The sequence below is a fragment of the Peribacillus sp. NPDC101480 genome (assembly GCF_050277335.1).
GTDB lineage: Bacteria > Bacillota > Bacilli > Bacillales > DSM-1321 > Peribacillus.
Window position 1 is genome coordinate 327632 of the sequence record NZ_JBNNSB010000004.1, and the last position, 14167, is coordinate 341798.

The window sequence follows — 14167 nt, forward strand, 5'->3', positions numbered from 1 at the left end:
GACTGGGGGAGTTAGTGGTGAAGGAATATTTAGCGAAGTTAGCAGAGCGTCAAACATTGACGGAAGAAGAGATGAGCAGAGCAGCCCAATCGTTATTTTCTAAAGATATCACCGAAAGCGAAATGGCAGCATTCATCATTGCCCTAAAATCCAAAGGGGAAACGGCAGGTGAAATAGCCAGCCTTGTCAGGGTCATGAGAAAAGAAGCAAGAAGTGTACAAACAAGCTCCCTTAATGTAATGGATAATTGCGGAACGGGAGGAGATGGATCACAAAGCTTCAATATAAGTACAGCATCGGCCTTCGTGCTGGCAGGTGCCGGTGTCAAGGTTGCAAAACATGGGAACCGTAGCATTTCAAGCAAAACGGGCAGTGCGGATGTATTGGAAGAGCTAGGTGTTAATTTGTACTTGGAGCCAGACATGTTAAAAGAACTGTTGGAGGTAAATGGGATCGCATTCTTATTTGCCCCATCGGTCCACCCTAATATTGCACGGATAATGAAAGTGAGAAAAGAACTGAAAATCCCGACGATATTTAATCTCATCGGACCTTTAACGAATCCAGTCCAACTCGATACGCAATTAATGGGAATCAATCGACGCGATATGCTCGAGCTTTTTGCGGAAGTCCTGCATAAATTAGGCAGGAAACGCGCGGTAGTGATAAATGGTGCCGGATTCATGGATGAAGCGAGCCTGCAGGGTGAAAATTCACTCGTGCTATTGGAGCAGGGGGATATTATCCCATTTACGCTGCATCCTGAAGAAGTGGATCTGCCGGTTTATGGAAATGATGCCATTCGCGGCGGTGACGCCAAACAAAATGCCGATATCATGCTCAGGCTTCTCAAGGGGGAAAAAGGGGCCTATCGTGATACCGTTTTATTGAATGCTGGATTGGGATTATTCGCACATGGAACGGCAGCAACGATCAAAAAAGGAATCTCCATGGCCGAGGAAAGCCTTGATAGCGGATCGGCTCTTGCAAAGTTAGAAAATCTGATTGCTTATGGCAATAGAAATAAGGTGGTCATGTAATGGAAAATATTTTAACGAAAATCATCGAACAGAAAAAGGTGGAAGTCGCAAATTTAAAAGAAAGGGGCTTAGGTGATTCGGTCATGGTCAACATAGTCAGACCATCTTTGGTGGATCATTTGAAAACGGCGAAATCGATGGCTGTTATCGCGGAAATAAAACGGGCTTCCCCTTCAAAAGGGGACATTAAAATCAATGTTAATCCGATCGAGCAGGCCCTTTCATATGAAAGCGGCGGAGCGGCAGCGATATCCGTATTGACGGATGAGGTTTTCTTTAAAGGATCAATTGCAGATTTGAGGAACGTAAGCGAGGCCATACGGATTCCCAGGCTGTGCAAAGATTTCATCATCGATGAAATCCAAATCGATCGTGCCCATCAAGCTGGTGCAACTATCATTCTATTGATTGTGGCAGCACTTTCTAAAGAACGACTTCATGAATTATATCAATATGCAAAAAAGAGTGGGCTTGAAGTATTGACGGAAGTCCATGATGAAGCCGAACTAAAACAGGCTCTCGAGCTGAATGCAGAGCTCATAGGAATCAATAATCGGAATTTAAAGACTTTCAAAGTGGACTTGGCTGTAACTGAACGACTGGCAAAGTTACTTGATCTAACACGCCATATCATTATCAGTGAAAGTGGGATCAAGACAAAAGAAGACGTGATGCGTGTGAAGGAAGCTGGTGCAAAAGCGATTTTAGTCGGGGAGACGCTGATGACTGCATCAAATCTTCCGCACACGATGGCTGAACTGCAAATGAGTATATAAGGAGATTAATATGTTAGTGAAAATCTGTGGGATAAAGACATTGGCTGCCGCTCAGACTGCTGTTGAATCAGGGGCAGACTTCATTGGTTTCATTTTTGCCGAGAGCAGCAGGAAGGTTGAGCCAGAGATAGTGGGAGAATTCGGAGCCAAACTAGCTGGACATGTAAAAAAAGTCGGAGTGTTTGCCAATCAAACTGAACAAGAAGTGATAAAAAATGCCGAAATTGCAGGATTGGATTATATTCAGCTTCATGGTAACGAGTCTGCCAGCTTCGCCCGCAGAATGCCCTTACCGGTGATCAAGGCCTTTGCCGTCAATTCAGAGAAAGACCTTGAAAACCTTCATGAATACCCAGCAGATTATCTATTAGTTGATCTTCCTAAGAGTTCATCTGGAAAGGGATTGACTTTGGATTGGGAAATGATACGAAAAGCGGAACTGCCACTGGGGAAGGTGATTCTAGCGGGTGGGCTGACTCCGGAAAATGTCGGAAAAGCGATTGATGCCGTATCACCGTTCGCAGTTGACGTAGCCAGTGGTGTTGAAACAAACGGATTAAAAGATGCTGCAAAAATAAAAGCATTTATTAATGAGGCAAAATATACAGCCGGAAAAGAGGAATGAATAGATGAACACTTATACACAGCCTGATAAAACTGGACATTTTGGAGCATATGGAGGCCGTTTCGTTCCGGAAACTTTAATGGCGGCGATTACGGAGCTTGAAGAAGTATATGAACAATCTAAAAATGATCCTGAATTCCAAAGTCAGCTAAGCTATTACCTGAAACAATATATCGGTCGGGAAACACCACTTTATTTTGCGGAGAACTTAACGAGACTGGCTGGTGGTGCAAATATTTACCTGAAGCGCGAAGACCTGAATCATACTGGGGCCCACAAAATAAATAATACGATCGGTCAAGCTTTGCTGACTCAGAAAATGGGCAAGAAAAAGGTGATTGCCGAAACGGGTGCAGGACAGCATGGGGTAGCAACGGCGACTGTGTGTGCATTGCTGAAGTTGGAATGCATCATCTTTATGGGAGAAGAAGATATCAGGAGACAGAAATTAAATGTATTCAGGATGGAGCTTTTGGGAGCCAAGGTCATATCTGTATCACAAGGAAGCGGGACACTGAAGGATGCTGTGAATGAGGCGTTACGATATTGGGTGGCGCATGTGGATGACACCCATTATATAATGGGATCGGTTCTTGGACCGCATCCATTCCCCGTTATAGTTCGTGATTTTCAAAGCGTGATAGGAAATGAAACAAAGCGTCAATATTCGGAGGCGGTACATTCCCTGCCGGATGCAGTAGTCGCTTGCATAGGCGGAGGAAGTAATGCAATGGGAATGTTTTATCCCTTCATTGAGGATGAAACGGTAAAATTATACGGAGTGGAAGCGGCAGGGCATGGACTTGAAACGCCATTGCATGCTTCAAGTTTGACGAAGGGGAAACCTGGGGTGCTCCACGGGGCATTCATGTATGTGTTGCAGAACGAGGACGGTCAGATCCAAGAGGCGCATTCAATTTCGGCAGGGCTGGATTATCCAGGGGTAGGGCCTGAACATAGTTACTTAAAAGATACAAATCGGGTGGAATATACTTCGGTAACCGATGCGGAAGCCTTAGAAGCTCTAACGTTGCTTTCAAGGGAGGAAGGGATCATCCCTGCTTTAGAAAGTTCACATGCGATTTCCTACGGTTTAAAGCTTGCTAAAGAAATGGAGAAAGGAACAGGACTGGTGATTTGCCTGTCCGGCCGTGGTGATAAGGATGTTGAAACGGTCCAATCGTTGATGGGAGGTAGTAAACATGAATAAATTAACAAACGCGCTTCAAGAATGTCAAACAAAACAGGAAAAAGCATTCATCCCATATATTATGGCAGGAGATGGAGGTCTTGAACGGTTAAAGAGCCAGCTTCTTTTCCTTGAAAACAGCGGGGCGACTGCTGTTGAACTAGGTATCCCATTCTCTGACCCTGTCGCAGATGGACCTGTTATCCAACAAGCTGGCATCCGTTCTTTGGAAAATGGAACAACTTTAAAAGATGTCCTGAAAAAAGTAATGGAAATCAAAAATGATGTGACCATCCCAATTATTTTAATGGGATATACGAATTCAATCCTTGCATATGGACTTAAAGAGTTTACCAATGATTGTCTACAAGCAGGGATTTCCGGGTGCATCATCCCCGATTTACCGATTGAAGAAGAAGCTATCTTCTCATCAATCAAAACTGCAGGAATCGTTCTTATCCGCCTTGTGACACTCACGTCATCGAAAGAGCGTATCACTGAGATTACCGCAGGGGCGGAGGGTTTTATCTACGCAGTTACAGTCAAAGGGATTACAGGTGCCCGTGACGCCTTTGGGGAAGAACTTGGAGGCTATTTAAAGAAGGTAAAAGAGATAAGTCCGGTTCCCGTTCTTGCTGGGTTCGGCATATCAACGCCAAATCATGTACGTGATGCTATACAATACTGCGATGGTGTCATAGTCGGCAGCAAGATCATCGATTGCTTCGAAACAGGTAAGGAAGATCAAATTAGTGACTTGATACAAGCAAGTAAAGGGGTAGTGCAAAAATAGGAATGGAGAGACTCCCAGGCTGCCCGCTGCTGAAAGAGAGTGTCTGGAGGCAACGGGCATATTTTAAAAACCTAAAAAAAACTGTAGACAAACTCTATAATGATCGAGTTTGCCTACAGTCTGAGGAGAGCCTTAAGGCTCTCCTTTTATCTTAACCGGTTTTTTGTTGGATCCGAATACAAATCAAATGTGTTTAATTTAATTTATATAAGGGTAAAAGATGTTCAAACGCATCTTGAATGGTTTTAATGAAATCATCATCTTTTAACTTTATGGCGTCATCACGGGAAATTTTTATACCGCATAGAATTTCGGCTTTCTTTACCGTTTGCAAACGAGTGAACATTGAATTCAAATCATCTACTCCAAGACCTTCATGATGGATGACATCAGGTTTTGTATGGTCCATTGACCAAACATAATGGGAGGGAATGCTATTCACCAATCGGTCTGCCTGCTGCTCCAGATGCTTTCCGATTTCCGTTTTATTAGGGGCTTCATAAATGACGGCATACCAGATGAACATATGCGTTTCCCATAACCCGATTTGGAAATGCGGCATCATTTTATATCCTCTGCTGTTGGCAGCGAAGGCAACCCATGTATCATTAGGTGGATTCACTGTCCGTCTAGCATGCTTTGCAACGTGAGGGTACATTTCATCGCCGGTCATAACTGACAGTTTTTGAGAAAAGTGCTCTCCTAGGGCTTGTAATTTGGGCTGGATCCGTTCTTTTAAAGCATCCATGCGGGATTCCAATCCATCAATTTTAAAAACATCAAAATCACTTGCTGTAAAACTTGCTATATTCATTTTCATCTCTCCTACCGTAATATCTGCACATATTGTAGCATAAGTAAAAGTAAAATTTAAAAAATACGATTTGGGTTGGCGATGTAAAATTACTTATAGGTTAAAGCACAAATTAGTTGCTATTTGTTGTAGGAAATCATATGATAATATAAATTCAGAAAATTACGTTAATTGATGAAGGGAGAATGTTAATTATGAAACAAGTCATGAACCAAGCATTAAAAGCTAAAGAAGTTGAAAGACATAGAGCTGCAGTGTTAAGAATGGAAATGGACTATGAATTAGCAACCCTTTTTGAAGCAATTGGTGAAGAGAATGACCAAAAGAGGTCACAATGCAAGCAAAGGCTTGAACGCATCCGCTTGGAATTGTTAAAACTGAAAGCCTTGTAAATGATTGGCTGCAGAGATCTTGAAGGAGAATGAATAAAGGAAATGAATCAATTTCAAAACAAGGAATTTTATTATAGATGAACGGACACTTTATTTTATAAAAAATATTGTGTCCGTTTTTCATTAAATGTCCAAAATATATAAGGTGGGTATATTATTTTGGTTCGGTCCCATTTAATAAGGAAGGGAGACGTTAAGGTAAAGTGGTTTGAAAAGTATTTCCGCGGGCTAACTCTTGATTGCGAAACCGATTAATGGATGAATGGTCAAGGAACCTTCTTTCCACATATGTTTTTAAAAAATGGAAAATTTAAGATGTTAAAAACTTGAAGGCAAGCTATATTTGCTTTAATCTTTAGAAGTGGATCATTTTAATGTAGTTTCTGATCATAAAGGACGGGGATATTATAATGGCATCGGTCAAGGAAATGGATACATATGCGAAGTTATGGATGAAAGAAGCGGGTACTAGGCTTAGGGCGTCCTTTAAAACCAAGTTGAATATTGAAATGAAAACGAATCCGAATGATTTGGTCACTAATATGGATAAGGGGATAGAAAAGTTTTTTTGCGAAAAAATCGGCGAAGTCTTTCCTGAACACCGCATTTTTGGCGAAGAGGGAATGGGCCATGATATTAAAGACCTAAAAGGTACGGTGTGGATCATCGATCCAATTGATGGAACTTTGAATTTCATTCATCAACAGCGGAATTTTGCAATTTCTCTAGGGGTTTATGTGGATGGCATTGGAAAGATTGGCATGGTTTATGATGTCTTCAGTGATGAATTATATCATGCGGTCAAGGGGCAGGGAGCATTTCTGAATGATCAAAGGCTCCCATCACTTGAAGAGGCATCAGTAAGCAAAGCGATCATTTCCATTAATGCTAGCTGGGTAACGGAAAACCGGAGGATTGACCCGAGTCTTTTGGCACCGCTGGTTCGGGATGCAAGAGGGACACGTTCTTATGGCTCGGCAGCATTGGAGCTGGCATTCGTGGCAGCTGGAAGGATTGATGCATACATTACCATGAGACTCATGCCTTGGGACTTTGCCGGGGGAGTTTTGCTGGTTGAGGAAGTGGGCGGGGAAGTTAGTAATATTAAAGGTGACAAATTGAATTATTTAGAAGGCGACTCACTTTTCGTATCTAAACCCGGGCTTCACAAAGAAGTATTCGATAAATACTTGTCAGGAAACTCCAGCCGTTAGCATCAAGGGCCTTATTGCATACAGGATAAATATCTTGCACGGATGGAATCAAATACTCATTTTGAAATAATTAACAAAAAAACTCGCTGTATGTCAGCGAGTTTTTTTTATATTATAATTTCCCGGCTTCGCGTAATTTCTTCTTCTGAGTGAAACCGAACCCCATTATTCCGCAAAGAATAACGATTGCAGCCAATATTCCAATCAAGCTTTTTTCAGCAATGAAGATGCCAATGGAGCCAATGCTGGATGTTGCCAATACCGCTAATATTAAGAAATTCCATTTAATGTTCATTAATATCACCCCTAATATATCTATTGTACATAATTTCTGTATTTGTTTCTAGTATGTTTGTGATATAATATGTAAGTTAATACTAGTGATACGTTATACACAAACTTTTTTAGGAGTGAATTTTTTGAAATTAAGAGAAAATATTCGTAATATAGCCATCATTGCCCACGTTGACCATGGTAAAACAACGTTAGTGGATCAGTTGCTTAAGCAATCTGGTACTTTCCGTGAAAATGAACATGTGGAAGAACGTGCGATGGATTCTAATGCGATTGAAAAAGAACGCGGAATTACGATTCTTGCGAAAAATACAGCAGTTCAATACCAAGATACAAGGATCAATATTTTGGATACACCTGGTCATGCCGACTTTGGTGGTGAAGTGGAACGGATCATGAAAATGGTTGATGGCGTTCTTCTTGTTGTTGATGCATATGAAGGCTGTATGCCGCAAACTCGCTTCGTGTTGAAAAAAGCATTGGAACAAAAGATCACGCCAATCGTTGTCGTGAACAAAATCGATAAAGATTCTGCTCGTCCAAATGAAGTGGTTGATGAAGTAATTGACTTATTCATCGAGCTAGGAGCTGAAGAAGAACAATTAGACTTCCCAGTTGTCTTCACTTCAGGTATTGCTGGTACTGCAAGCTTGGATTCAGATCCTGCTAAACAAGAAGAAGACATGACCCCACTTTTCGAAACAATCGTTGAAACGATCCCTGCACCAATCGATAACTCAGATGAACCGCTTCAATTCCAAGTGGCTTTACTTGACTATAATGATTATGTAGGACGTATTGGCGTTGGCCGTGTATTCCGCGGTAAAATGCATGTAGGTCAACAAGTTTCATTAATGAAACTTGATGGGAAGGTTAAACAATTCCGTGTAACGAAAATCTTTGGTTATATCGGCTTGAAGAAAGTTGAAATCCAAGAAGCCGTTGCCGGTGATTTGATTGCCGTTTCTGGTATGGAGGATATTAACGTAGGGGAAACAGTTTGTCCGACTGAACACCCTGAAGCTCTACCTATCCTGCGTATTGACGAGCCAACATTACAAATGACTTTCCTTGTAAATAACAGCCCATTCGCAGGCCGTGAAGGTAAATTCGTTACAGCTCGTAAAATTGAAGAGCGTTTGAGAAACCAATTGCAGACTGATGTCAGCTTAAGAGTCGAAAATACTGATTCTCCGGATGTCTGGATTGTTTCAGGTCGTGGGGAGCTTCACCTTTCCATCCTGATCGAAAACATGAGACGTGAAGGTTATGAACTGCAAGTTTCTAAACCGGAAGTTATCGTTCGTTTGATTGATGGTGTCCGTTGTGAGCCGGTTGAACGTGTACAAATCGACGTACCTGAGGAGCACACTGGTTCGATCATGGAATCAATGGGAGCCCGTAAAGGTGAATTATTGGATATGATCAACAGCGGAAGCGGTCAAGTTCGTTTACTGTTCACGATCCCAGCTCGCGGACTTATTGGCTATTCAACTGAGTTCTTAACGATTACACGCGGATATGGTATCATGAACCATTCATTTGACAGCTACCAACCAATGGCCCAAGGTCAAGTCGGCGGAAGACGTCAAGGTGTACTTGTATCCATGGAATCAGGAAAAACTACACAATATGGTATTATGCAAGTAGAAGACCGCGGTGTTATTTTCGTTGAGCCAGGTACGGATATTTACGAAGGCATGATCGTCGGGGAACATAACCGTGATAGCGATTTGACAGTTAATATCGTTAAAGCGAAACAAATGACAAATATGCGTTCAGCAAATAAAGACCAAACTTCTTCCATGAAAAAACCAAGAATCATGTCCCTTGAAGAAGCTCTGGAATATTTGAACGATGACGAGTACTGTGAAGTAACTCCGGATTCAATCCGTCTTCGTAAAAAAATTCTAGATAAAAACGAGCGTGAAAGAGCAGCTAAAAGAAAAAAAGTTGCTGTTGAAGAAAAATAAATAGCAAGCGGAGGAGAAAAGATTGGATATCCAAGAGCGATTATCATTTTTTGCAGCATTGTACAGAGTGGATGAAAATCCTGAAGCAGGAATGTGGTATTTATATTTGACGGTCTTTGGATTATGCATCCTTGTCTATCAGTTAGGTTTTGCCAAAAAGTTACCATTGCTAAAAAATGTGGTCATTTATTTGGTAATGGCACTTGGATGTACCCTTCTTTCTTTCTTTGCGGTGTTTCTTCCTATGGGGGAAGCATTAGTCATCGCTTCGCTTGTTCTGGGGATTTATAGGATCCGTCTTCATAATTCGAGAAAAGAAGAACAGGCTTAAGATGATGAAATCATTACAGGATGCTTTATACAATTGGTTGACGATCAAAGTTGTCTGTGATGCAAGGCCTGATGATACAGCTGCACGCGATACAGAAATGTTTTTCATGCAGATGCTGAAAGACGATCATCAGGTGATAATCGATTCGGTTATAAAGACAGAACCTTTTTATTTCGTCGAGTACCTTTTGGGAGACGAAATGAAAAAGCAACGTTATCCGATTGAATTGATTGATATCATGTTAGACCAAATTCAGTTAGAGCCAGAAAAGTATAAAAATATCGAGTAATGATAAAAAGAACCGTGCGATTTACGCACGGTTCTTTTTTTTATATGGCTTTAGGGAGGAAAAGTCCGTAAAAAAGATGTAAGATTGTCCACAAAAAGAAAGCTGTCAAATCAGAAGGAAGGACAACTTCTGTTTTCGACAGCGCCGATAGTGGGAAGTAAAGCATGATGGCGGGAATGATCGTGATAAAAGCAAGTGCGTATTCGTTCCATCTCCTGAAAATTTTCAAAGGATGAAGAATATAAGCGTAAATAAACGTAATGGCAAGTGAAAAAAGGAGATGGAAAAAGAACAATGATGTCTCACTCCAGGAAACAGCTCCAATTAGAGGAAGGAAATCCACATTCAATAAAAGCTTATACACTTGCTTGCCGGAAAACATTTCTACCCACTTCATTATCAATCCAAGCAGAACTCCATTGATGAGACCAATCAGGCAAACTTTATAAAATATTCTACCATTCATCTTCATTTTTGATCGTCCGGTACAGACGGAAATTTCCGGTTGCAATCCGTTCGTTCGTACGCTCTTCTATGCGTTGGTTGCATGTATTGCACATATAGGTATGTATAGGACGGTTTCGAAGTTTCTTTGCTTCTGGGCTATCGTCAGGTATAGATTCAATTTGATCGCATATTACACATTTAACCTTCATATTAGTTGAACCTCACTTCAATTCGAATATGCTTTTAAGTATACCAATATTTTTATGGTAAAACGAGGATAAAGTGAAACTGACATTTGAAAGTTAATGTTACTTGGTGCATGGCGGGTATAGACAAAAAACCCGAAGATTCACTTCGGGTCAGGAAAATTCATTCTTTAAAGTGATTGGATTGATCATTTTGCTCTTTATCGAGTTCTTTTCTTTCCGTTTCATCATCAAGTTTATTTTTTTCATTTTCAATGTTCTTGGACGGCGTTGGGGTTAAAATATCACCAGGAACCTCAGGAATAACTCGACTTGTGATGTCAGCCAGTTCATTTAGTATCCCGGTTACCGGTTTACCGTCTTTAATGTCTCTGGCCACCTCCCTTATCCGCTCATTTATATCCGGGTCAGCGACGATGAGGGCATTTGCACCTTCAGGATCATGTTTTAAAGTTTCTCCAACAGAGTACTTTATCGTTCCGACCTGTGAACGCTCAATATCTTGGTCAATATCTATTCCGACGATAGCATATTTGCCAAGTACGACTGCGGTGGCATCGTTCACCTCCGGAATGGATTTAGCCAAACCGGTGAGTCTTTCCGCTGTTTGCTGGCCGGTATTTCTGTCTGCCTCCTTAATGGTCGTATTATTGACTTTCGTTATATTGTTTTTCGAGTTATTTTCAGACACTTCGTTATTATTATCCATTGTGCAACCTGACATCAACAGAACCGCAGCGAGCGGCAATATGATTTTTCGCAATGTAAAGCCTCCTTAATGCTCTTTTTTTGTTCCAGCCTGTCCATCACTACCAAGTCTGATGCATATAAGTATAAAATGCAGTGAAACATGGTGTTATCAATGTTGGGGATTGCATTCTTTGCTGGAAGTTTTCTTTATAGTCTGTAAATGTTCTTCTATCTTTATGCAAAGGAACATATATTTTATCAACAGTCTCGTCCGCTACATAAATGCTGAGTGTAGTAAATGGTAAGGCATATCCTATAGAGCAGGCAGGAGGCGTCATATTGGGGAAAAAAATCTATGTTTTAGATACGAATGTCCTGTTGCAGGATCCGTATTCGATTTATTCATTCGAAGATAATGAAGTTGTCATTCCAGCAGTCGTATTAGAAGAATTGGATTCGAAAAAAAGGTACATGGATGAAATCGGAAGGAATGCCAGGCAAGTATCGAAATTGATCGATGGCTTTCGGGAAAAAGGGAAGCTTCATCAGAGCATTCCGCTTCATAATGGAGGCAGCATAAGGATTGAACTCAACCACCGTTCATTTCATAAGCTTCAGGAAATTTTTGTGGAGAAAACGAATGATAACAGGATATTGGCAGTCGCGAAAAATTTATCATTGGAAGAAGAGACGAAGGAAGCTGGAAAAACGGTCATTTTGGTTAGTAAAGATACACTCGTCAGGGTCAAGGCTGATGCGATCGGTCTTGAGGCAGAAGACTTTTTAAATGACCGTGTCGTAGAACTGGACCATATTTACGCTGGGCACAAAGAAGTGTTTGTACCGATTGATAATCTGAATAAGTTTTATGAAAAAAGTTTTCTGGCACTGGAAGAACTGACAAAAGATTCATATTATCCAAATCAATTCCTGTTGATGAAGGACACGCTGGGCAGTTCAGCTTCTGCGATAGGGATTGTGGATGAGAATTGCAGGTTCGTTAAGAAATTGATGTATGAAGGGGAACATATTTGGGGAATTAAACCGAGAAATGTCCAGCAGACGATGGCCCTAGATTTGTTGCTCCGTTCGGACATCAAGCTTGTGACGCTCATTGGTAAGGCTGGGACAGGTAAGACTTTATTGGCATTGGCAACAGGATTGATGCAAACTGAAGATTTGTCACAATATAAGAAACTTTTGGTTGCCAGGCCCATTGTTCCGGTTGGTAAAGATATTGGTTATCTGCCAGGGGAAAAAGAAGAAAAATTAAGACCATGGATGCAGCCTATTTTTGATAATCTCGAATTTTTGTTCAATACGAAAAAACCTGGGGAATTGGATGCCATTTTAGCAGGCATGAGTTCGATCGAAGTGGAAGCCCTCACCTATATCAGGGGAAGGAGCATCCCGGATCAGTTCATCATCATCGATGAAGCGCAGAACTTAACGAAACATGAGGTCAAGACCATTTTGACGAGGGTCGGGGAGCGAAGCAAAATTGTGTTAATGGGAGATCCGGAACAAATAGATCATCCGTATTTAGATGAATATAATAATGGTTTGACATATGTGGTGGAAAAATTCAAGACCGAGCGTATTGCAGGCCATGTTAAATTGATAAAAGGGGAAAGATCTGGATTGGCCCAGCTGGCAGCTACGCTTTTATAATGCAATCGGCAAGGGATATCCCTTGCCGATTGCTCTAAAGTTTTTGGCGAGAATGGACTAATTCTTATTTAACAGTGAAAGACCGTACATTTTTTATCGGATCATTGATGTTGGAAGCGTCTCCGAAATAAATTTCCAAAGGACCGCCCTCGGATATTTTAAGCGGCTTTCCTTTCTTGGAAAAGCCCAGGAAAAATTCAAGTGCCGTTTCCAATGGGAATGTAAGCTCCTCATCATCGGTTGTAACGATGACTTCAGTTACCCCATTTTCAGGTTCGGCATTTTTTAAAAAAGGTTCAAAAGGGATGCCGAAAGTCCCTTCCAGCAATCTTTGCTTCTCGAACTTTCGTTCCGTTTTTAATGTGGGTGGCATTATTGCGCCTTCCTGTATTTCTTTTTGCCAATGTTTGGAGGCAGCAATCGTATATTCTTCTAATTCATTGACTTGGACTCTTTCTGCGTGGAAATATGTATTTATTTCAACTTTACGGTCATCAAAAATCCATACTCCGGGATCTAGTGTAATTGGATATTTCACTTTTCCATTTATAAATACGATGGGTTCCAAATATCTCATTCCTTTCTGTTGCTCTTTAATGATTATAATCAATTATAATTGAATTGTCACATCTTCACGATGGTGAACAATTTTCATGGCTGGGTATATTCATTTGAGAGGTGATTGTGTTATCTCAATGGCAAATTGTTTGTCAATGTCCTTGCTTTTTCACAAAACTAAAGGTAGAATTTAAAGATAAGATTTAATCGCTCTGAGCGGGGGGATTTCACATGGCATCTGATATGCTTGTCAATCATCGAGAAAAAGCTTATGCTTTATTAAAAGCAGATGCTGACAAGATTCTAAAACTGATAAAAGTTCAAATGGAAAATCTCACTATGCCTCAATGTCCTTTATATGAAGAGGTCCTTGATACACAAATGTTCGGTCTATCAAGAGAAATTGATTTTGCCGTACGCTTAGGTTTGGTAGAGGAAACCGAGGGTAAATCCCTTTTGGAAACCCTTGAACAGGAATTGTCAGTTTTGCATGAAGCATCATTAAAAAAATAATAGATAAAACATACTAACTCAAACAAATCTCGATGATTGTTTGAGTTTTTTATTTATGTACATAATTAATCAATAGTGTTATACTATATCCAATAGTGACATACTAATTGGTCCTCGGAATCTCAATTTGAGTTTTTTAATTATTTTGAATTTTTATTTTGATATTGGCAATTTATGGTCCTGTTCCTTTGCGGCGGCATTGGAGTCTTGGTGGGAAATCAGATTTAATTCCTTGTTTTTATATACGAATATATGCAATTTTTTATTTTTTTATTGTATTCAGTTAATTTTAGTATTATTGTTATATTAATTGAATGTTAAATTAAATTGATAATATATTATTATAGCTAAA

Annotated in this window: 18 protein-coding genes; 12 read left to right on the forward strand and 6 right to left on the reverse strand. The window is 40.5% G+C overall.

All coding sequences use genetic code 11. The features are described from left to right. The first annotated feature begins 17 nt into the window (after window positions 1–17). From trpD to trpA, 5 genes are read left to right on the forward strand one after another with little or no spacing between them, the layout of a single operon-like run. Window positions 18–1040, forward strand: a complete 1023-nt coding sequence (trpD, locus tag ACQKMF_RS15895) for an anthranilate phosphoribosyltransferase (RefSeq protein WP_402941684.1) — start codon at window positions 18–20, stop codon at window positions 1038–1040. Then, entirely contained in the window at window positions 1040–1816 is a 777-nt protein-coding gene (trpC, locus tag ACQKMF_RS15900; protein ID WP_427574006.1) for an indole-3-glycerol phosphate synthase TrpC, read from the forward strand. Before trpD ends, trpC begins: the two co-directional genes overlap by 1 nt. A gap of 10 nt (window positions 1817–1826) precedes the next feature. Beyond that, window positions 1827–2441: a phosphoribosylanthranilate isomerase gene (locus tag ACQKMF_RS15905; protein WP_202190636.1), complete on the forward strand. Its 615-nt coding sequence runs from the start codon at window positions 1827–1829 to the stop codon at window positions 2439–2441. 4 nt (window positions 2442–2445) lie between these two features. Next, window positions 2446–3651: a tryptophan synthase subunit beta gene (gene trpB / locus ACQKMF_RS15910; protein ID WP_402941687.1), complete on the forward strand. Its 1206-nt coding sequence runs from the start codon at window positions 2446–2448 to the stop codon at window positions 3649–3651. After that, a complete protein-coding gene (trpA, locus tag ACQKMF_RS15915) occupies window positions 3644–4423 on the forward strand; it encodes a tryptophan synthase subunit alpha (protein ID WP_230177581.1) in 780 nt (259 codons plus the stop codon). The genes trpB and trpA overlap by 8 nt, the downstream gene beginning before the upstream one ends. 193 nt (window positions 4424–4616) lie before the next feature. On the opposite strand, the gene ACQKMF_RS15920 is transcribed toward trpA, so the two are convergent. Next, window positions 4617–5237, reverse strand: a complete 621-nt coding sequence (locus ACQKMF_RS15920; RefSeq protein ID WP_427574009.1) for a YktB family protein — start codon at window positions 5235–5237, stop codon at window positions 4617–4619. 194 nt (window positions 5238–5431) lie between these two features. Here ACQKMF_RS15920 and ACQKMF_RS15925 point away from each other — a divergent pair, with 194 nt between their 5' ends. Together ACQKMF_RS15925 and ACQKMF_RS15930 are read left to right on the forward strand one after the other, a co-directional pair. Continuing rightward, window positions 5432–5629 (forward strand): hypothetical protein, encoded by a 198-nt coding sequence (locus ACQKMF_RS15925; protein WP_034314018.1) that lies wholly within the window; start codon window positions 5432–5434, stop codon window positions 5627–5629. A gap of 410 nt (window positions 5630–6039) precedes the next feature. Then, window positions 6040–6843, forward strand: a complete 804-nt coding sequence (locus tag ACQKMF_RS15930) for an inositol monophosphatase family protein (RefSeq protein ID WP_402941692.1) — start codon at window positions 6040–6042, stop codon at window positions 6841–6843. A 112-nt stretch (window positions 6844–6955) separates the two neighbouring features. On the opposite strand, the gene ACQKMF_RS15935 is transcribed toward ACQKMF_RS15930, so the two are convergent. Continuing rightward, window positions 6956–7138, reverse strand: coding sequence for a YlaF family protein (locus ACQKMF_RS15935; protein WP_034314013.1), 183 nt, complete (start codon window positions 7136–7138; stop codon window positions 6956–6958). 124 nt (window positions 7139–7262) lie between these two features. Here ACQKMF_RS15935 and typA point away from each other — a divergent pair, with 124 nt between their 5' ends. Genes typA through ACQKMF_RS15950 form a run of 3 tightly spaced genes read left to right on the forward strand, consistent with a single transcriptional unit; the run spans window position 7263 to window position 9730 of the window. Further along, window positions 7263–9110 carry a translational GTPase TypA gene (gene typA / locus ACQKMF_RS15940; protein WP_048684521.1) on the forward strand — a complete coding sequence of 616 codons (1848 nt, stop codon included), beginning with the start codon at window positions 7263–7265 and terminating at the stop codon, window positions 9108–9110. A gap of 22 nt (window positions 9111–9132) precedes the next feature. Then, a complete protein-coding gene (locus tag ACQKMF_RS15945) occupies window positions 9133–9441 on the forward strand; it encodes a YlaH-like family protein (protein ID WP_377396080.1) in 309 nt (102 codons plus the stop codon). 4 nt (window positions 9442–9445) lie between these two features. After that, complete coding sequence (locus tag ACQKMF_RS15950) at window positions 9446–9730, forward strand: hypothetical protein (RefSeq protein WP_402942939.1); 285 nt, start codon at window positions 9446–9448, stop codon at window positions 9728–9730. A 40-nt stretch (window positions 9731–9770) separates the two neighbouring features. Here ACQKMF_RS15950 and ACQKMF_RS15955 read toward each other — a convergent pair whose 3' ends face one another. The 3 genes from ACQKMF_RS15955 to ACQKMF_RS15965 all read right to left on the reverse strand — a co-directional run bounded on the left by ACQKMF_RS15955 (window position 9771) and on the right by ACQKMF_RS15965 (window position 11146). Next, window positions 9771–10202, reverse strand: a complete 432-nt coding sequence (locus ACQKMF_RS15955; RefSeq protein ID WP_101224548.1) for a hypothetical protein — start codon at window positions 10200–10202, stop codon at window positions 9771–9773. Continuing rightward, the gene (locus ACQKMF_RS15960) at window positions 10186–10386 is read right to left on the reverse strand and encodes a YlaI family protein (RefSeq protein WP_072272690.1); all 201 of its coding nucleotides are present in this window, start codon (window positions 10384–10386) and stop codon (window positions 10186–10188) included. Before ACQKMF_RS15960 ends, ACQKMF_RS15955 begins: the two co-directional genes overlap by 17 nt. A 160-nt stretch (window positions 10387–10546) precedes the next feature. Beyond that, window positions 10547–11146: a YhcN/YlaJ family sporulation lipoprotein gene (locus tag ACQKMF_RS15965; protein ID WP_230177577.1), complete on the reverse strand. Its 600-nt coding sequence runs from the start codon at window positions 11144–11146 to the stop codon at window positions 10547–10549. A 266-nt stretch (window positions 11147–11412) separates the two neighbouring features. On the opposite strand from ACQKMF_RS15965, the gene ACQKMF_RS15970 reads away from it, so the two are divergent. Next, on the forward strand, window positions 11413–12744 hold the full coding sequence (locus ACQKMF_RS15970; protein WP_402941695.1) for a PhoH family protein: 1332 nt from the start codon (window positions 11413–11415) through the stop codon (window positions 12742–12744). A 64-nt stretch (window positions 12745–12808) separates the two neighbouring features. On the opposite strand, the gene ACQKMF_RS15975 is transcribed toward ACQKMF_RS15970, so the two are convergent. Beyond that, on the reverse strand, window positions 12809–13312 hold the full coding sequence (locus ACQKMF_RS15975) for a peptidyl-prolyl cis-trans isomerase (protein ID WP_413016509.1): 504 nt from the start codon (window positions 13310–13312) through the stop codon (window positions 12809–12811). A 221-nt stretch (window positions 13313–13533) separates the two neighbouring features. Here ACQKMF_RS15975 and ACQKMF_RS15980 point away from each other — a divergent pair, with 221 nt between their 5' ends. Next, the gene (locus ACQKMF_RS15980) at window positions 13534–13815 is read left to right on the forward strand and encodes a YlaN family protein (RefSeq protein ID WP_034313996.1); all 282 of its coding nucleotides are present in this window, start codon (window positions 13534–13536) and stop codon (window positions 13813–13815) included. The last annotated feature ends 352 nt before the right edge of the window (window positions 13816–14167 follow it).